Below are 19,964 nucleotides of genomic sequence, written 5' to 3'. Positions count from 1 at the left end.
TCATTCTGATTAGGCCAGTCCCATATGCTTTTCTCAAAAAAATAAAAAAACCAAACTGAAAAATTTATCATTGCCTAAGCCATTTTTATTATATAAGGTTATTCTTTTTGCGGCTTTGACAAAATTTATAAGTAATATTCGTAAAAGGATTATTTATGAGGATTCTTATCACAGGAGGGGCGGGGTTCATTGGTTCCCATCTTGCAGAAGCGTATCTGGAAAAAGGAGACGAGGTTTATATTATTGACGATCTTTCCACCGGCTCCCTGAGCAATATAAATGCTCTTCGGGAAAACAAACGATTCAGGGACAGATTTTTTATAAAGACAGACACAATTTTTAACCACGATGTAATGGTCGAACTGACAGGCATATGTGATGTTGTTTTTCACCTGGCGGCCGCGGTGGGAGTGCGTTATATTCTGAACAATCCCCTGGAATCAATCAGAACCAATATACGGGGAACTGAAAAAGTTCTTGAACTGTGTGCAAAATTTAAGAAAAAGGTGTTAATCACCTCCTCTTCGGAGGTGTATGGAAAACATACACACGCGCCATTAATTGAAACAGACAATATCATATACGGGCCGTCAAGCAACTCCAGATGGAGCTACGCGGCTTCAAAACTTATGGATGAGTTTATGGCCCTTGCCTATTTCCGAACAAAGGGACTCAGAGTGATTATCGCCCGTCTGTTCAATACCATAGGCCCTCGGCAGACAGGCGCTTATGGCATGGTGGTTCCCAGATTTGTGGCTCAGGCTTTAAAAAACGAACCGCTGACAGTATATGGTGACGGCACCCAGACAAGAACATTTACATATGTCAAAGATGTTGTCAGAGCGATGACGGGGCTTATGGAAAGTGATGTCGCTGTCGGAGAGGTTTTTAATGTCGGCGGAACAGAGGAAATCACAATGCTGGACCTTGCGAAAAAAATTATCAGAGAAACAGGATCAGATTCGGATATCGAACTCGTTTCATATGATGAGGCATTTGAGAAGAATTTTGAAGACATGCAGCGCAGGGTTCCGGGTATTAAAAAAATAAAAAGAGCTATCGGTTTTCAACCGGAGACCGATCTCGATGCCATTCTCAGACGCGTGATCGCATATATGAAAATTAATCATAAAATTGCAAATCCAAAACAGACATAACGAAAAAAATATTCATCAGTTCTTTAATAACAAAGACCGGACAGACAGCTATGAAAACGATTGCACTCTTTTTTATTTTTTTGTAAAAAAGCAAAGATTCAAAAAACTGACCCGGGATCCCTATTTACAACACCATTCGCAATAAAAATGTTATCGTGAAAATACGCGTCAGGGGGTTAAGTGTCACTCATTATCAGCTTCCTCTTTTAAAAAAGGGAACTCCGTACATTTCCCTTGGAACAGGCACAGCGGGATGTAAGAAATAAAGTTTTCTATTGTATCTGATATTAAGATGATACTTGTATAATAGCAGCCAAGGTGATTTGTGACGGTGAATTGTAACACCTTTTCCATTGACACTCATACATTTTTTACCTTATAATTTCTTTTAATTGAAAAGAAATGCTTATCATTTATCAAATATCGGCCACTCCTTTGATATTAGGAAATAACAAAATGAATGACGAAGATAAAGCCCAGGACGAGCTTATAGACAAATATAATGAGCTAAAGGAAGCCCTGCATGAAATTGAAGAGCGTTATCAGACACTTATAGAAACAAATCTCTATGGCATTCAGGAAATAGATATTTATGGAAATATAACCTTTATGAATTCTGTCCAGTATCAGATATTGGGTTATGAAGAAGGAGAATTAAGAGGAAAACAGATATGGGACCTGTTGGCTTCCGATTCTGACCGAAATGAACTCACGGATTATTTGACAAAAATTGCATTGGGAGAATATGCGCGGTTTCCCTGGGTCGGAAAATATGTAAGAAAGGGAGGCGGAACTATAGCGTTAAAGGTTGACTGGAATTGCAGGCGGGACACCCAGGAAACAGTGACAGGATTTATATCTATTATCGGTGATATTCTGGACAGCGATGTCACACTGGAGCGGTTTGAGAGCCAGGAGGGGGAGGAGGCGGAAGAGGAAAAAACAGAGATCGAAGCAGACGAACCAGGGTTGACAGATGAACATCATATCGGAACAGAAGCGGATTACTCAGAGTTTCCAGGAGCATATTTCGAAGCTGAGGATATGGGGTTCAAGCTGGAGCAGATTCAGAACCAGTTGGATAGTCTTCAGCAGGAATTTCAGAGCAAACTCAAGTATGACGCGCATAAAGATAAAATGATAGATAAGCTCCATAAGGAGCTTCAGGAGTACAAAGGTGATATTCTCAAAAAATATCTGCAATCCATGGTAATGGATATCATTCAGATGATAGACAATATCAGAAAATTGGTAAATCATTACCATTCAAAGGGAACTTGTGAAAGTGATCCTGCGAAAATACTGAGGCTTTTGGAAAGTGTTCCTTCGGATATGGAAGATATTTTTTATCGTCAGGGTGTTAATTCTTATACCTGTGATACACCTACATTTGACGCCACTCGGCAGAAAATTTTAAAAACAATTGAAACCTCGGACAAATCCAAAGACAAAACCGTTGCGGAAAGCCTGCGTTCAGGCTATGAATGGGAGGGTAAAATAATTCGTCCGGAAATGGTCGCCGTCTATATTTATAAAAAAGAGACATCTTTTGAAACAGAAGGATAAAACCAGGCTGGTTGCTGGTTGCTGCCTGCCAGTTGCCGGTTGCCGGTTGCCGGCTCGTTTATCAGGCATCCGATATCCGGCAGCCCGGCATCTGGCGGCGGCCTGCATTTTTATAAGGAGTTAATGATGAACGAGCAATCAAAGAAAGTTTTCGGAATAGATCTTGGCACAACATATTCATCCATTGCGTACATAGATGAATATGGCAAACCCCTCATTGTGCCGAATTCGGATAATCAGCACATCACACCGTCAGTGGTTTTTTTTGACGGGGAAAATGTTGTTGTCGGAGAAGTTGCCAAAGAAAATTCAAAGATATATCCTAATGATGTGGTGAGTTTTGTCAAACGTTCAATGGGTGAGCCGGACTTTCTTTTTGAGCATAATGGAAAAACATTCCGGGCCGAAGAAATTTCTGGCTTTATCATACGAAAACTTGTACAAGATGCAGAGCAACATCTGGATGAAAAAATTACAGACATCGTCATTACCTGCCCCGCATATTTTGGTATTAATGAGCGTGAAGCCACGAGAAGATCCGGAGAAATCGCCGGCTACAATGTCCGGCAAATTATTAACGAACCTACGGCAGCAGCGATCACATATGGTTCCAGCGAACTCGGAGAGGACAAGGTGGTGCTGGTCTATGATCTCGGGGGCGGGACCTTTGATATCACGATGATTGATATTCAGTCAAATGCGATTGAGGTCATCTGTACGGGCGGGGATCATAATCTGGGCGGCAAAGACTGGGATGACCGCATTGTGGCATATCTGTTGCAGGAATATCAGACCCAGACCAAAACAGATGAAGATATTCTGGAAGATCCGGATACATGCCAGGATTTGCTCCTTTCTGCTGAAAAAGCAAAAAAAGTCCTGACGCAAAGAGATAAAACCCCTGTACTCATCACCCACGGCGGAGAGCGGGTGAAAGTCATGCTGAAACGGAAAAAATTTGAAGAGATCACCCAGGACCTGGTTGAGAGAACCGTGGCGCTCACATATGAGATGCTTGAGGACGCTAAAAAAAAGGGGTACTGGAATTATGATGAAATCATATTGGTCGGTGGCGCAACCCGCATGCCCCAGGTCTCGGCCCGGATCAAACAGGAATTTTCCGTAACTCCCAGGGTTTTTGACCCTGACGAAGCTGTGGCCAAGGGAGCTGCAATTTACGGCTGGAAGCTTGCGCTCAATGAAGGAATGAGAAAAAGGGCAGCCGCAAAAACAGGCAAAACTTTGGAACAGCTTGACGAAGTTGATGATGTGGAACTTGAAAATGTATTGGAAGAAGTGGAGGAGCTGGTCGCCGGAGATACGGGTTACAGCCTGTCCGACATACAGCGTTCCAAAGTCAGGATCAAGAATGTCACAAGCAAGAGCTTCGGTATTATTGCTCATGATTCAAATGACCAGGAAGTTGTCTTCAACCTTATCCTTAAAAATACAGATGTCCCGACCACTATCTCAAAAACATTCGGCACGGCAATTTCAGATCAGGAAGCAGTGTCCATTCAGATTATGGAAAACGAAAGTAATGACACCATTGCTCCGCCTGAACAGGCCGTTGTGATCGGCACCGCGGTGCTTGAACTTCCCCGGGGGCTGGATGCGGATACCCCCATTGATATTACGTTCAAACTGAATCAGGAGGGCCGTCTTGAAATCACCGCTATTGAGCCTACCGAATCCCGTCGCACCGTAAGAGCAACAATGAAGACCCGTTCGGTCATTCATGGTGATGAATTTGAAAAAGCAAAAAAACGGAACCTGAGTATTGTTGTTTCTTAACCAAGTTATTAATTATCAGTTGTCAGTTATTACCAGTCAATGAGCGCTGCTGCTGACCAAAGGTAAATTATGCAGAGAGAAAATTATTACCTGCTTCTTGAACTTTCTGTTGATCCCCCGGAAAATGATCTTCAAATAATCGAGGATGCCATAAAGGAAAAACAGACCCGCTGGAGCCGCAACCGAAACCATCCTACAAAAGCAATTCAGTCCAAACAATATATTGGCCTGATTCCGGAAATTCGGAGAATCATGACAGATTCCGGGCTTCGGCAAAAAGAGGCTGAGAATGCAAAAATTCTGATTTTTGAAAAAGAAAAAGAGAAATTTCTGAAAATCGAAAGACACCTCAGTATCCTCATGACCAAAGGGTCGGTCACTAAAAAAGAAATTGCCAAATTAGCCCGGATGCATGGCACGGAGGAAGCTAAAATCCATGAGCGTCTGAAAAAAAAGGAAAAGTTTTTCAAAATTGACAGGGATATCAGACTCCTTATGAAAAAAGGAGCCATAAATGAAAAAAAGACTGCCGGGCTGGCAAAACGATATGCAATCGGAGAAGACAAACTTCGGAAATGGATAAAAGAAAAGGAAGAAGAAGCAAATTCGGAACTTGATAACTGTATCAGAATATGTACAGAAAAGGGCTATATTACTGAGAAAGAAACAACACATCTGGCAAGCCTGTTTGCCATGGATGAGGCAAATATCCTTTTAAGGGCAAAATGCCCTATCAAAAAGGAAAGCGCCTCAAAGCCTCCCAAACCTCAGCCCTTGGATAAGACACTTGAAAAACTTATTTCCGACAATTTGAATATCGTTGGGAAATCATCTCTCTATGATTTTCTTGACCTCTCTCCTGATGCGAATCTGCAAATTCTCCAGGACAGGGCCAAAGAAAAAGAGATGGAAATTCGTAAAATCGGACAAAAAGACGCAATCATCACCGCAAGCGGTGCCCTGGCCGGTCATTGTATTGTTATCTTTCATTCAAAAGCAAGTCGGAAAGCATATGACATCAGCCGGAGTCACTCCCTTATTTCAGAACTCAACGCCGATATTAACGCGGCAGGAACAGAGGGAAAAATTCGGGCTGAAAATTTTGACATACTTGTTAAATCAGCCATCAAAATTGGCATGGACATGGATGAGGCATATGAGTATATCAGAGAATACTGCCGCAATGAGAAATGGGTTATCAAGGAGAAAAAGAAATGGGTCATCATAGAGAAAAAGAAACTCACCCTGCTGGAAAAATGGAGTTTTGACTTAGACCCCAGGAAAAAGAGTTTTTGGATTCTCACGGGGGCAGTGTCTGCCGCGATTTTTATTGTCATCAGCAGCATCGTGATTTCAGGACAGATCATCCAGGCGAATCGTCTGAAAAACGCCTATCAGAACACGCTGACGAGCTTGGAAAGTCAGCAGAAACTGGAAAGCAAAGAGAAAATATTGCAGGATTTTATAGGCCGTTACGGAGACACCGAATATGCCCCGGGATTCAAAAAAAAGATCAGAGAAATCCGTAAGCAAATGGAGGAGCGGGATTTTGAGATCACTGCGAGGAAAGCTGAAAAACTGTATGCGGACCAGAATTTTGAAGAAGCAAGAATCGTCTATGACGGATTTCTTAAAAAATACCCCAAAAACATTCATAAAAAGGAAATCAGTCAGAAAATTTCCGAGATTCCGGGACGGATTGACAACAGAGATTATGAAGAAGTCAGAAAGGTTGCAGATGGCAGTTATGCAGAGCGGATAAAAATATATAACAAATACTTTGAAAAACATCCCCGGGGCAAGCATATAGACGAGATAAAAAAATTAATCTCAGATATGATCGGAGAATACTATGATGCATTAGGTAAAAAACTGACCCTGTGCGCGAAACAGCATGAATGGGAGAAATGTATCCGACTATGTGATGAGTTTATTGAGAAATTTGGCGGCACTGAACAAGCGGAGAAAATAGAAGGCTTACGGATTACCTACCAAAAAAGAATAAAATATAAAAACGACCTGGCTGAAATGAAACGTGAGGCCGAACTCAGCGGGACAGATTTTGAAGGTGCGAAATATATTTATTCTGAATATTTGAATGCCAATCCCGAAGCCCCTTCATATGTAAAAGACGTTGTCACAAAAGAAATTGCAGAGTGGCAGAGAAAAGCGGAACAATATCATCAGGAAGATGAAGAATGGGAATATCTCGTTGAATATAGCAATAAAACTCGGGAGACCCTGGCCAGCAAAGTGGAAAAATTTGAACGGTATGTAAAAAAGCCTCCTCCTGAAAGATATGCCGAAGACGCGTTGTTAATATTAAAAGAACTGAAACGGGAGAAAGTTCTTGAAGATGAAAATACAAGAGAATATCGGGAAAAAACAGAATGGGTAAAAATCGCCAGATATAGTAAGGACTTTCAAGTGAGTCTGGCCGAAAGAATACACGCATTGGAAAAATATATCAAAGAAAATTCCTCTGTCAGATATATCAGAGATGCCAACACATTGTTAACAAAGCTGAAAGAGGAAGAAATATCTGAAGAGGAGCGTATCCGGAAACAAAAGGAGGCTGTGGCAAGGCGGCGGAACGAAATCAAACGGATAGAAATGCTTGTCAGAAAGACAGGCGGACGGTTTGTCGCAAACAAAAACGGCACAGTTACCGACAGGAGAACCGGTCTGATGTGGGCTGCCATTGATTCTTTAACGGATATTGGCGGATGTACAAATTATGACACATCTGTCAGATATGTGGAAAATCTGAGAACCGGCGGCTATACGGACTGGCGTATCCCCACTGCAAATGAACTGGTAGGTATCTATAAAAATCCGCCGTTTTTTCCTGGCAACAGTGCAAAATGGTTTTGGACATCTGACATTATCTGGCACGGGTGGAATAAAAAGGCGCATATTGTGACATCTGAAAGAGAAGCCGCATGGAACAAAGAACAGACAGATCTGTCCAAATGCGGATCAGTTCGTGCCGTGAGAAAATAATTGAGAACCTTCCTAATTTTTATGTCTTTTTCCTTCAAAAAACTCGATCAGGCCATACCATATTGCAACAAAGGCCCCGCCTTCATCCAAATTGCCGATGAGCGGCAGATTATCTGGTAAAAGCTCTATGATTCCGGACGTGGGATTCAAAATATAGATGAGTCCCACCACGGAGAACAGATAGACGAGAAACACCGGCACGCCTCGGACGGACAGCGGCGTTGTGAGAAAGCTGTTTTTATTCTGATAGTTGTCTCGCTCTTGTTTGTCCATGATATCACCTGTATCTAAAGGTTGCCTTTATAGGTTGACGACCATTTGAACAAGGCACGGAGTTTCTGTCCGGGATTAAATTTGAATGTCCACGCGCGGCCGTGCCCTGACCTTACAAAGAAACCGCCAAATCCCGGCAATGTCACGCTCAGACCCTCTTTAAACGCTTCGTATAATACTTCTGTAAAAGCATCAGCCCAGATCATGGCTGTTTTTTCATCTGTTTGCATGCGTCGGGCCAGGCGGCGTATCAGTTCTTTTTTGCTGATCCGATCACTCATATCTGCTCTCCTGAAAAACCGAATCACACGGCTAATTTTTCCTCTGCTTGATGTATCCCCATTTCAGCAGACGCTGATATGCGTGTTTTGCCTGGGGACTCTGCTGAGTCACCTGAAGATATTTCTTATATTCGTCTGCGGCCTGCTGCTTACGCCCCATGCCTTCCAAAGACAACCCCTTATAAAATGCCGTGTTGGGATTCCCTGGCAGCAATCTGTCATATTTTCCGAATTCTTCATAAGCAGCACCGAATTTATTTGTATTCACCTTGGCAACTCCGCTGAGATGATATGCCTGGGCTTCTCTCGGGTACACCTGCTTGGCTTTCTCCGCGTAATGCTGGGCCTGGGTATTCTTTTTCTGCATGAGCTGGCATTTTGACATCAGCAGAAGACCGGCATAATCATTTGGTGATTCTTTCAATGCCCTTTGAAAATGGGCTTCGGCGGTGGGATACTGCTTCTGCGCCATAGCGCTTTCGCCTTTTTGCATCTCCTCAATTGCTCCTTTTATGGCCCGAAGCTTTGCCGTGTTATCCATATAGCGTTCCCTGTTTGTGGGAAGCGTTTGTTCGGACTTATATTTTGTCTTTGCACTTTCCACCGCGGTGTTATAGCGTTCGGAACTCATGGGATGTGTGGAAAAGAGCATTTCCACAGCATTGGATTTATGGTTGGACATATTTTTAAGCATATTCATCAGTCCGATGAACCCCATGGGGTTATATCCGCCTCTGACCATATATTCATTTCCCAGCGCGTCTGCCTCCCGCTCATTGTCCCTGCTGTATGAGGCAAGCAATGCGCCCACGCCCAGAGTTCCCAGTGTCTGTGTCATATCCGCGTATTTGGGATATTTTGTCCCCACATAAGCCTGTCCCAGGCCGATGAGACCTGAAATCAATGTGCCTTTTGTCATTTGTTCTGCTGTGTGACGGGCATTGACATGACCCAGTTCGTGACCCAGAAGCCCTGCCAGTTCAGCTTCATTACTGAGTTGAAGAAGAATGCCGCGGGTAGCCGCGATACTGCCGCCCGGAAAAGCATATGCGTTCACATAGGTTGCATTTACCCCCTGAAACGAATACGGCATATCAGGGCGATGTGTGTGTGATGCAAGTCTTTTGCCAAGCCCTCCGATATAGTTATTCAGGGACGTATCCTGCAACACACCGTAATCTGAAGAAAACTGATGGGGTGAATTTTGTTTGTCCAACTGAATTTCCTGATTTTCTGATACCAGCGTAAACTGCTTCTTTCCGGTAACCGGATCGGTTGTGCATCCGATAACAAAACCTGCGGCCGACATTGATGTGAGCCACAAAAACTCCCGACGAGTCATTCCATTTTTTTCTAAAGACTTACTTTTCATTAGTTCCTCCTTAAACAATCTTTAAGATTAAGATACACAGACTTTAAAAAAAAGATTCTGAGTCGCTCAGATATATCATTTTTGTCCCTGATCCGAATTTGGCACAACCAAATCTCAAGTCCGGCCCGAGTTTTCTTTAATTGAAGACATAGGCAAAATATCTTTTTATCATAATCCGCCAGTTTTGACAAGATATAAATTGACAGTTCGGCGCAGATCCCTGCCTATTTGAATTACAATTCTTTAAAATAATGTCTTCCAGAGCGGAAAAGCACAAAGGGGGCTATTCACATGTTGGCAGTTCATTCCCCCAAATTGTCAATGCGCCCGGTCATGATGACTGGTTCGCTCACAATAAAACATGAAAATATTCTGATTCTGACAGCGTTATGATATTGAAAGAAAATTCCCAGTTGCGTGTCTGTATGAATCAGAACAGGACTTGTGATCCGCAGGACAATACCAGGGACTGAAAATATGTGCTTGAATTTTCAATTCAATTATAGTAGCATATAATTATTATGAATGACCACGTCAGACTTCCCAAGTTTCCGAAACTTCACAAGTCTTCGAATACCGAAAAAAATTTTGGGCTGTTATTTAAGCACCTGGTTTTCCTGTCCAATGTGGCCAGACATTTCACTCGATAATCAAGTTTTTTTGTCATTCCTGCGAAAGCAGGAATCCGCAGCCCCGGAACCATGACATCGGACAATTTGTCATTCCTGCGAAAGCAGGAATCCACTGCCCCGGAACCGTGATATCAGTGATTCCTGCTTTCTCAGGAACAACAGGCTGTCCGGGCCGGATGATCGGATCATAAAACTTGATCACTGAGTTTCAGGAGCAAACCAATGAATAATAACATACACAAAAAAAATCAATGGCAATCAGACCCGTTCGTCCGGCGAGTTGTTTTTTTTATACTCATTATGGGAGTCCTTTTCTTTTTCGGATGCGCCGTGGATTCTGTTCCCATTTATATAAAGGACGGCAAAGAATATGGCAAAACTCATCAGGCTTTCAGGAACCGGTGGTGGAATTACTACGAAAGAGGTCTCTCTTTTGCAGAAGGGGCTTTTTATACGGAAGCTGTGACAGATATGAAACTGGCTATTGATCAGCGGGCAAAAGATCAGCGCATGGCCCGCACTTACGGAATGCACTTTACAGACTATTTTCCTCACAGAGAATTAGGCGTGATATATTATCACACCCGGAAATTGGAGACAGCGAAAAAAGAACTGGACCTGTCCCTGAGTCAGTTCCCGTCCGCAAAAGCCCGCTTTTACCTTGACCGTGTCCGAAAAGCCATTATTGAACGCCAGGGAAAAACAGTGTCACCTCCGAGCCTCACCCTTGATTTTAAAACAAACGAAGTATGGACACGGGCGGATCCGGTGATCATTTCCGGGATTGCCAAAGACGAGAATTATGTTTCAGAGATCACCATCAGGGGAAAACCGTTATTTTCAGAAGGCTCGCAAAAACAGATTGCTTTCAGAGAAACGCTTTTGTTGTCCCAGGGAAGACACGAAATTGAAGTTAGGGTGAGAAATCTTCCGGGCATGACGACAACACAAAAGGTGATCGTCCGCACAGACAGGGAGGGGCCGACAATTACCATTGAAAAACTTCAGACAGAGCAGGAAGGCGCGCAGGCAGAAGTGACGATGACCGGGTCTGTTTATGACAGCGCCGGTGTATCCGAACTAAGCATCAATGGCCAGCCCGTAATGATTCAGACGAAAGCAGAGGTTTTTTTCACAAAAAAACTCCTGACCGAAAAAAATGAATTGGAGTTCACTGTACAGGATCGGCTGGGAAACCAGACCCGGGCACGAATTCCGCTGGCTCGGCCTCAAGCCTCGCAGACCCCGGCCCCTGTAATATTTGCCTCGGTAACATCAGACATGGACAGCTCGTTTTTCGCTTCTCTTTTTGCTCCCGGAGACACTGCCCCTCCGAATATAAAACTGAAAGGCTGGACCGACACACAAACCGTTTTCCTGAAAAAAATATATCTTGAAGGCAAGATCAGCGACGCGGGCAAAATTGTCACGCTTTCCGTCAATCAGACCCCTGTTCTGCGTCGTGAAGGCCAATATGTCTTTTTCGGACATCTCGCGGAACTCAGCCAGGGTGAAAATGATATTCTGATCCGGGCAACAGATGAGGCCGGGAATACGGCCGAGAAAAAAATATCAGTGATAAGAAAAGTTCCCAAGGCCTTTCAGGTTGAGGAGCGTATGAGCCTCACGGTGCTTCCGTTTGAGCAGAGCGGTGATATTTCTGATTTTTCCGTTTCCTTTCAGGACACCCTTATCAATGCGCTGGTGGGTCAGAATCGTTTCAAAGTCATTGAAAGAGATAAACTGGATGTCATTTTACAAGAACAGAAACTCAGCCGCACCAAACTCATCAGCAGAGACAGCGCTCTGAAACTGGGCAAACTTATCGCAGCCCGGTCCGTCATCACAGGCAATATTATTGAAACCCGGTCCGGCATTGAAATCGTGGCCCGGATTGTTGACACCGAAACCAGTGAAATCCTTTCAAGTGTGGATGTTTATGACGAAGTAAAAGACCTCGCCGCACTGAGAACCCTGTCAGAAGGAATGGCCGTGAAAATCCACCGGGACTTTCCCTTATTGGATGGCATGGTGATCCGTCAGAAAGGAGACCATATATTTATTGATCTGGGGGGAGATATGATCAGAATGCAGAGAAGATTCATCGTGTATGATGAAAAACCCATACAGCATCCTGTAACCGGGAAAGTACTCGGGGCCGATAATGTGATCAAAGGACATGCGCGTATCACCCAGGTGATGCCCGAGTTATCAAAAGCCGAGATATTAGATGGTATGCAAATAAAACCCATGGATAAGGTGATTGCCGAATGAAGCCTTCTCAGACGGAAGATAAGGAACTGCTCTCCCGATGTCTTGCCGGGGACAGAGACGCGTCCGAAATATTTGTTCAACAATACTCATCCCTTGTTTACTGGGCTGTTCAGAATATTCTTGTACTCAAACATATCCGATTTACCGAGGATGATCTTCACGACCTTCACAACAGTGTTTTTCTGCAACTCTTTGAAAAGCAGTGTAAAAAACTGAGACAGTACAGAGGGGACAAAGGATGCACGCTTGCAACCTGGATTCGGACGCTTACAGTACGAATAACGCTGAATTATCTCAGGAAAAAAGGGGTTGACAGCATAGAAGGACGGAGCGTTCTGATTCCTCTTGAAGAACTGTCTGATCTGAGAGAGGAGAAGGCAGGTCCCTGGGAACTTTTAGAAAAATCTGAACAGCATCGCATGCTCCGACACGGAATGCAAAATCTTCCTCCCCGGGAGCGATTATTTTTAAAGCTCCATTTTGACAAAGGGCTTTCCATACCGGAAGCAGCCGAAACCATGGAAATTTCCGTTCAAAATGCTTACACAATCAAGCACCGTGCGATTCAGAAATTAAAGTCTTATGTGGCCTCCGTCACAAAATCATAATCCCATATGAAAGAAAATCTTTATCTGAGTGTCTGTTACTGTCAGATATCCGGAGTGTTTAAGTGTTTGCTCTTTACTGAACACCGAGACACTCAGACACTCAGACACTCAATGAAAACGGAGTTATATTATGAAAAAGCGATGCCCTGATGAAGAACGACTTGCCGATTATATGGAGGGTCATCTTTCCCCTGAGGACAGAGATAAAGTGGAGGCCCATCTTTCAGATTGTGACGACTGTCTGGAGATGCTCATGCTGACAAAACAGCTTGACCCAGACAAAGCGCGTTTCAACCTGGAACCGGCCCCGAACCGGATCACCCGGAGCGCAGTTCAACTTGTAGCTGAATTGAATGTCACCCGATATGATTCATTCAAAAAAAAGACCGGTACTGTTGCCAAAGCCATTTACTCAAAGGTTTCAGATTGTCTCACGCCCGCATACTGGACAAATGATCTTGTCATGGTCCGGGGAGAGGAGACCGTGTCCGAAGATTGCGTTCGGGTGAGAAAAAAATTCAAGGACACGGATACGGAAATAGAAATCGAGAAAGCAGGCGAAAACAAGGCGCATATCCGAGTCCGGCTGATGGGGGATGAAAAAGCGAACCCGCGTATCAGAGTGACGCTGAAAAAGGGAGAAAGAGAAATTTCCTCTCTTCTTCTTGATGAAAACCATGCCCTTTTTGAAAACATTTTCTTTGACCATTACCACCTCGTTTTTTTAAAAAACGGGATGGAAATCGGAACCTATTCTTTCGGGCTTACGGAGACAGCTCATGGAAGAAGATAACGAAAAAGTTGAAACTCGAAACTCGAAACTCGAAACTCGAAACTTGAAACTTGAAACTCGGAACTCGGAACTTGAAACTCGAAACTCGAAACTCGAAACTCGAAACTCGAAACTCGAAACTCGAAACTCGAAATCCGGAACTCGGAACTCGGAATCCGGAACTCGGAACCCGGAACTCGGAACTCGGAACCCGAAACTTGAAACTCGGAACTCGGAACCCGAAAATGTGCTTCATCTTGATGTGACCCGAGTGGCGGATCGTCTGAAAATTATTGCTTATGAACAACTGACCGGTGAGGCCGGAACGGTCCGACATTATGAGGAAATACCGATTCCCATTGATACCATCAACACCCGATGCCGTGAAATAGCGGAAACACTGAATAAGGCGAATCGCCAGGGCTGTGTGTCCCGCGATATTCTGACAAAACTCAGGGAAATCGGTCAGGTCTTTTTTGACGATCTTTTTACATATACTGTGAAAGAGAAACTCAGAAAGAGCGCGGCCGAACACCTGATGCTGAATCTTGATGATACGCTGGTGCATATTCCGTGGGAATTACTCCACGACGGGAAACAGTTTCTCTGCCTCCGGTTCAGTATGGGGCGGCTGGTCAGAACAAGGCAGAATGTTCCGGGCAGCGGCAAATCCCGGGAACTGGGCAATCCTCTTAAAATGCTCATATTGGCGGACCCCGGGGGTGATCTGAACGGGGCTTATGCTGAGGGAACGCAGTTGCGGGATTACATTGACCAGAACCAGTATATTGTCAATGCTTCTTTACGCACAGACAGCATTACGCGGGATTACGTCCGAGAAAAGATAAGAAGTTTTGATTTTGTCCACTACGCGGGACACTCTGATTATGACCAGGAAAATCCGGGAGAAAGCGGCTGGCGACTGAGCAGCGGAACACTGAGCGCACAGGAAATCATGAAAATGGCCGGTACCGGAGTCATGCCTTCTCTGATTTTTTCAAATGCGTGTCAGTCGGCCAGAACCGAGGGCTGGAATATAAAAGAACATTTTCATGATGAGATATTCGGACTGGCAAACGCGTTTGTATTATCCGGCGTCAAGCATTATGTGGGCACTTTCTGGGAGATATTGGATGAACCGAGCAGACGGTTCGCCCTGGAATTTTACCAGGAACTGCTTTCAGGAAGGAGCGCGGGCGCGGCAGTGCGACATGCCCGAGAGATGCTGATTAAAGAATATGGTGAGGAAACCATTGTCTGGGCAAGCTATCTCCTTTACGGAGACCCTGCGTTTAATTACATTGATCGAATATCAGCAACACTGCATGAGGAAAATAACGCGATATCACATGAAAGTGATCTGCATGCTTCTCCGGGAACAAAAATCAGAGCGCAGGAAGATTTTATTGATTTCTCTGAAAACAGGGGAAAAAAGCGGAACCGTCCCGGAAAAATGTTGCTGGGCGCGGGAATTATTCTTTTTTTAATCCTTGCGCTGTGGGGATATCCGGGAATATTAAAAAAAAATACTTTGGAATATGAGCAGGCAGTCCTTGCCGCTTATAACGCGGGGAATTTTGAGACAGCGCTGAGTCTCTGTCAAACCCTTGAACAGACCAATTCTCAGGTTCGGCTCGCTTATGTCATTCGGGGAGATATTTATCTGAGACAGGGAAAATTGGACGCGGCTCAGACAGAATACCGGCAGGCAATCCAGGCTTCGGAAGGGACAAAACAGGAAAAAGCCCGGGCCTTTATCGGGTTGGGACGTGTGGCCTCGGTCCGAAAAGAAACAAACACCGCCCTTACATATTACCGTCAGGCCACGGAAGCGAATCCCAAAAGCGAATCCGGATATATGTCCCGTGCATTGCTGATGAATGACACCGGAGATGATAAAGAACGTCTGAAACTTCTTGTCAAAGCCAGGGAATTATCCCCTGACAATCGGCTGATTACCTCCGTCATAAAGGATATCCGCAAAAAAATTTTACTGTCACAGGATCATGAAAAACAGGAGCGCATCAATGTGATGGTCAAAGAATTGCTGGAAAACATGGCATCCTCTCCGCCTGAAATACCTCCGTCTGACACATGGACATCTGTTCCGCTGACCCTGTGGATGCCGGATTTTAAAACACAGGGATATGCCACACAGGAAGGGCAGGACCGTCTGATTGCAGCGGGCATTGCCAATGCCCTGATTGAGCAAAGCCGCATTCAGTTGGTGGAACGTGCGCTGCTGGATAAATTGCTGGAAGAATTAAAACTGGGAACCTCCGAACTGACGGATCGCAATACAGCATTGTCATTGGGAAAACTTTTGGCAGCAAGGCTGATGCTGTCCGGTCAGATCATCTGTTCAGGCCCGCAAACCCAGATATGCCTGCGTGTGATTGAAACTGAAACCGGGCTGATTTCCGCAGCAATTACCGAGACCTTCGGAGGATCAGTTCCGCCATCTGTCTTAGCAGACACATTATCTGAAAATCTTTTGGATAAACTGAAAAAACGCTATCCCCTTCGGGGCATGATTTCGGAAATAAAAGGGAATGAGATTATACTCAATATCGGATCAAAAACAGGGGTTGCAATTGGGCAGCGTTTCAGGGTAATAAATAATGAAGCGATGATGGAGGTTGTTTCTATGGAAGGGGACCGCAGTGTCGCCAAAGTGATAAAAGGAAAAAAAGTGCTTACAGAGAGACAACGAATTGAAATTTTTTGAGAAAATGTAGGGTGGGTGCAGCGAAGCGAAACCCACCGTCTGCGCTTCTTGAGAAAATGTAAAAAATGTAGGGTGGGTGCAGCGAAGCGAAACCCACCGTCTGCGCTTCTTGAGAAAATGTAGAAAATGTAGGGTGGGTGCAGCGAAGCGAAACCCACCGTCTGCGCTTTTTGAGAAAATGTAGGGAGGGTGAAGCGAAGCGAAACCCACCGTCTGCGCTTCTTGAGAAAATGTAGAAAATGTAGGGAGGGTGAAGCGAAGCGAAACCCAGCGTCTGCGCTTCATATCCGAAGAACAGGTCGAACATAAAATTGCCGAACTCACAAAAAAGCCGGAGGAAATTACCTCTCAAACTGGGATAAAGGAGTAATTCATAATGGATGTCATTGTTGATCTTTGTGTTGTACCTATTGGCGTGGGTATTTCTGTATCTGAATATGTTGCCGCGTGCGAACGCGTTCTTACCGAAGCAGGTCTGACGATCCAGCTTCACGCTTACGGAACCAATATTGAGGGAGAATGGGACGCTGTTTTTGCAGCCATAAAACGCTGCCATGAAGTCGTACACGAAATGGGAGCGCCCCGAATTACAACAACAATTAAGGCGGGAACTCGTAACGACCGAAAACAAACAATGGCCGAAAAGGTTGAAAGCGTTGAACGTAAACTGAAAACTGATTCAAAATAAACGCTCATGAAAAAGCCGGGTTTTTCGCGCCCGGTCATAAAAATGTTTTCAGATAAAAAACCCGGCTTTTCAAAATGTATTTTCACGGTAAAAAAATCCCTTAACATTGTTGAGCAGGGTGAATAAAGCGCAACGTAATCCGTCTTGGTTTTAATTTATGATTGTTCCTAAATTCAGACTGCTTTTCTGGGTGGTCATCGTGGTTCTGCCCTTTGGAACGCTGATAACGGCTATGCCATCAGTCTCTGTGATATCAGCCAGCCTGATTGCCGTGCTGTTTATATTCGCACTCACAGACGCTTTTTTTGCCTTTGGACGTCTTACCGGTATCAGTGTAAACTTTCCCCAGGTGGCTCGCTTATCCAAAGACCGGGACGCCGAACTCAGCCTGCATGTTCGTAATGAAAAAATGAAAGTCACTCGGGTGAGAATCGGACTGGCATTTCCCAGAGAAATTTATTCACCCGCCCGGGACATGATTACCGATTTGCCAGAAAAAACGACGTCCTCATCGCTGTCATGGCCCTGCAAGCCTTTGAAACAGGGGCAATACATCTTAGACAAATATTACCTGGAAATCGCCTCACCTCTGGGCTTCTGGGCAATACGCACGGCCATGCCGACGCACATGGAAATCCGGGTTTATCCCAACCTGTTTTCCGAAAGAAAAAACATGGCAGCCCTCTTTCTGAACAAGCAGCTCGGGATTCATGTCCAACGACAGGTCGGCAAGGGACGGGATTTTGAACAGTTAAGGGAATATTCCTTTGGCGATTGTTATGAAGATATCCATTGGAAAGCCACAGCCAAACGGGGATATCCTGTTACAAAAGTCTATCAGATTGAACGCACCCAGGATATTTATGTCATTATTGATGCTTCCCGGCTGAGTGGAAGACACTGGAAACTGGAAACTGGAAACTCGAAACTGGAAACTCGAAACTGGAAACTGGAAACTGGAAACTGGAAACTTGAAACTCGAAACTCGAAACTCAAAACTCAAAACTCGGAACTCGGAACTCGGAACTCGGAACCCGGAACCCAAGTTTCCAGTTTCCAGTTTCCAGTTTCAAGCCTCACCACCATCCTTGACCGCTTTATCTCCGGTGCGTTGATTATGGGCATGGCTGCGGAGCGTCAGGGCGATATGTTCGGTGTTCTGGCTTTTAGCGACAGAATAAAGGGCTTTGTGAAGGCCAAAAGCGGAAAAGCGCATTACAGATCATGCAGGGACACGCTTTACACACTTCAGCCTCGGCGTGTCACTCCTGATTTTGAGGAACTTTTTAGATTTATCGGTATGCACATCCGGCGAAGAGCGTTGCTGATATTTTTAACAAATTTGGATGATCCTGTTCTGGCGGAAAGTTTTTTGCGCCATATTGATTTAGCCCGCCGCCGGCATCTGGTTCTGGTCAATATGATGAAACCGGAAAACGCAATCCCCCTTTTTTCCTCGCCGGAAGTTAAGTCTGCTGATGATCTGTACAGAAATCTGGGCGGACATTTCCTCTGGGAGAGTCTCCGTGAAACCGAAAACGTTCTGAAACGGCACGGGGTCGGTTTTTCCCTTTTGGATAACGAAAAAATGTCTGTCCAACTGCTCTCTCAATATCTTGCTGTTAAACAAAGGCAGATTTTATAGACATGAAAAATATCAGCCAGACCTCCGAAGCCCGCCAAGTTTCGAGTTTCAAGTTTCAAGTTTCAAGTTTCAAGTTTCAAGTTTCAAGTTTCAAGTTCCGAGTTTCAAGTTTCAAGTTTCAAGTTTCAAGTTTCAAGTTTCAAGTTTCAAGTTTCAAGTTTCAAGTTTCAAGTTTCAAGTTTCAAGTTTCACAAAGGAGAAAGATCATGAATACAGATGATAAATTATTGCAGCGCCTGGGGCGGCAGACAGTGCTTGATGAGAATGAAAATTCAGTTTCATTGTCTTCTTTATGGAAAGAACAAAAAACCGTTCTGGTCTTTGTAAGACATTTTGGCTGACTGATCTGTCGTCAGCAGGTAGCTGATTTGGCAAAGCAGGCCGAGGCGTTTGAGGAGCGGAATGCCCGACTTGTCGTGATTGGCAACGGTGCGCCGCATTTTATGACAGCATTCAGAGAAGACACGGGATATAAAGGGAATTTATACACGGATCCTTCTCTGGAGACTTACAAAATTTTGGATTTAAAAAGAGGTGTGGGATCGCTGTTCGGACTTAAATCCCTGAAAGAAGGCATCCGCGCCGCAAGTTCGGGCTATTTGCAAACAGAAATCCAGGGAGATGCACTGCAACAGGGCGGGGCAATAATTATTGGCCCCGGGGATATTTTGCACTATTCTTATCAAAACAAAGAAGTCGGAGATCATCCGCCGATAAAAGAAATGCTAAAAGTGGCTGGGGCGTGAGGGTTGGGGCGAGAGGCAAGGGGCGTGTGGCGAAGGGTGTGAGGCAAGGGGCGTGTGGCAAGGGGTGTGAGGCAAGGGGCGTGTGGCAAGGGGTGTGAGGCAAGGGGCGTGTGGCAAGAGGCGTGTGGCAAGGGGCGTGTGGCAAGGGGTGTGTGGCAAGGGGTGGAGGGCTGAGGCTTGTTGTGATTTGCTTCCAAGCCCCTCGCCTCTCGCCCCTCGCCACACGCCCCTCGCCCCTCGCCCCTCGCCCCTCGCCCCCATGGAGGTGACCTATGCCTTTTATCAGAATGCCCGGTATTGTGGGAAAAATTTATGTGCCGGAAGAAAAACCGGGGAATATAAAAAAGCATAATTGTAAGGACTGCCATTCATGCCAGATGTGCAGTGATGACAGGTGCCGGTTATGTCGCGGGGAGGAGTCATGC

At 44.9% G+C, this 19,964-nt stretch carries 14 protein-coding genes; 11 read left to right on the top strand and 3 right to left on the bottom strand.

Annotation, left to right across the window (positions count from 1 at the left end; genetic code table 11):
• Positions 1 to 155 precede the first annotated feature (155 nt).
• From dnm_RS02390 to dnm_RS02375, 4 genes are all read left to right on the top strand, one after another.
• Complete coding sequence (locus tag dnm_RS02390; protein WP_207681125.1) at positions 156 to 1,157, top strand: GDP-mannose 4,6-dehydratase; 1,002 nt, start codon at positions 156 to 158, stop codon at positions 1,155 to 1,157.
• Positions 1,158 to 1,613: 456 nt separating this feature from the next.
• Positions 1,614 to 2,723, top strand: coding sequence for a nucleotide exchange factor GrpE (gene grpE, locus dnm_RS02385; protein ID WP_207681124.1), 1,110 nt, complete (start codon positions 1,614 to 1,616; stop codon positions 2,721 to 2,723).
• 123 nt (positions 2,724 to 2,846) lie between these two features.
• Positions 2,847 to 4,517 (top strand): Hsp70 family protein, encoded by a 1,671-nt coding sequence (locus dnm_RS02380; protein ID WP_246556171.1) that lies wholly within the window; start codon positions 2,847 to 2,849, stop codon positions 4,515 to 4,517.
• A 69-nt stretch (positions 4,518 to 4,586) separates the two neighbouring features.
• Complete coding sequence (locus tag dnm_RS02375) at positions 4,587 to 7,520, top strand: Lcl C-terminal domain-containing protein (RefSeq protein WP_207681123.1); 2,934 nt, start codon at positions 4,587 to 4,589, stop codon at positions 7,518 to 7,520.
• A gap of 12 nt (positions 7,521 to 7,532) precedes the next feature.
• Here the strand turns inward: dnm_RS02375 and dnm_RS02370 are convergent, their stop codons facing one another.
• The 3 genes from dnm_RS02370 to dnm_RS02360 are packed head-to-tail and all read right to left on the bottom strand — an operon-like array spanning position 7,533 to position 9,446.
• Positions 7,533 to 7,793 (bottom strand): DUF1232 domain-containing protein, encoded by a 261-nt coding sequence (locus dnm_RS02370; protein ID WP_207681122.1) that lies wholly within the window; start codon positions 7,791 to 7,793, stop codon positions 7,533 to 7,535.
• 14 nt (positions 7,794 to 7,807) lie between these two features.
• Complete coding sequence (locus dnm_RS02365; protein ID WP_207681121.1) at positions 7,808 to 8,074, bottom strand: HU family DNA-binding protein; 267 nt, start codon at positions 8,072 to 8,074, stop codon at positions 7,808 to 7,810.
• Positions 8,075 to 8,105: 31 nt separating this feature from the next.
• On the bottom strand, positions 8,106 to 9,446 hold the full coding sequence (locus dnm_RS02360) for a M48 family metalloprotease (RefSeq protein ID WP_207681120.1): 1,341 nt from the start codon (positions 9,444 to 9,446) through the stop codon (positions 8,106 to 8,108).
• Positions 9,447 to 10,300: 854 nt separating this feature from the next.
• Between dnm_RS02360 and dnm_RS02355 the strand changes: the two genes are divergently transcribed.
• From dnm_RS02355 to dnm_RS02320, 7 genes are all read left to right on the top strand, one after another.
• On the top strand, positions 10,301 to 12,352 hold the full coding sequence (locus tag dnm_RS02355; RefSeq protein ID WP_207681119.1) for a FlgO family outer membrane protein: 2,052 nt from the start codon (positions 10,301 to 10,303) through the stop codon (positions 12,350 to 12,352).
• A complete protein-coding gene (locus tag dnm_RS02350; RefSeq protein ID WP_207681118.1) occupies positions 12,349 to 12,960 on the top strand; it encodes an RNA polymerase sigma factor in 612 nt (203 codons plus the stop codon). Before dnm_RS02355 ends, dnm_RS02350 begins: the two co-directional genes overlap by 4 nt.
• Positions 12,961 to 13,090: 130 nt before the next feature.
• On the top strand, positions 13,091 to 13,753 hold the full coding sequence (locus dnm_RS02345; protein WP_207681117.1) for an anti-sigma factor family protein: 663 nt from the start codon (positions 13,091 to 13,093) through the stop codon (positions 13,751 to 13,753).
• The gene (locus tag dnm_RS02340; RefSeq protein WP_207681116.1) at positions 13,740 to 16,460 is read left to right on the top strand and encodes a CHAT domain-containing protein; all 2,721 of its coding nucleotides are present in this window, start codon (positions 13,740 to 13,742) and stop codon (positions 16,458 to 16,460) included. Before dnm_RS02345 ends, dnm_RS02340 begins: the two co-directional genes overlap by 14 nt.
• Positions 16,461 to 16,836: 376 nt before the next feature.
• Positions 16,837 to 17,148, top strand: a complete 312-nt coding sequence (locus tag dnm_RS02335; RefSeq protein WP_207681115.1) for an MTH1187 family thiamine-binding protein — start codon at positions 16,837 to 16,839, stop codon at positions 17,146 to 17,148.
• A gap of 157 nt (positions 17,149 to 17,305) precedes the next feature.
• Complete coding sequence (locus dnm_RS02330; protein WP_207681114.1) at positions 17,306 to 18,793, top strand: DUF58 domain-containing protein; 1,488 nt, start codon at positions 17,306 to 17,308, stop codon at positions 18,791 to 18,793.
• A 206-nt stretch (positions 18,794 to 18,999) separates the two neighbouring features.
• Entirely contained in the window at positions 19,000 to 19,539 is a 540-nt protein-coding gene (locus dnm_RS02320; RefSeq protein WP_276571921.1) for a peroxiredoxin-like family protein, read from the top strand.
• Positions 19,540 to 19,964: the final 425 nt, after the last annotated feature.

Origin of the sequence: Desulfonema magnum (assembly GCF_017377395.1) — a bacterium.
Lineage (GTDB): Bacteria > Desulfobacterota > Desulfobacteria > Desulfobacterales > 4be13 > Desulfonema_C > Desulfonema_C magnum.
The sequence above is the reverse complement of the archived record's forward strand: the minus strand, read 5'-3'. Positions and strand labels throughout refer to the sequence as shown.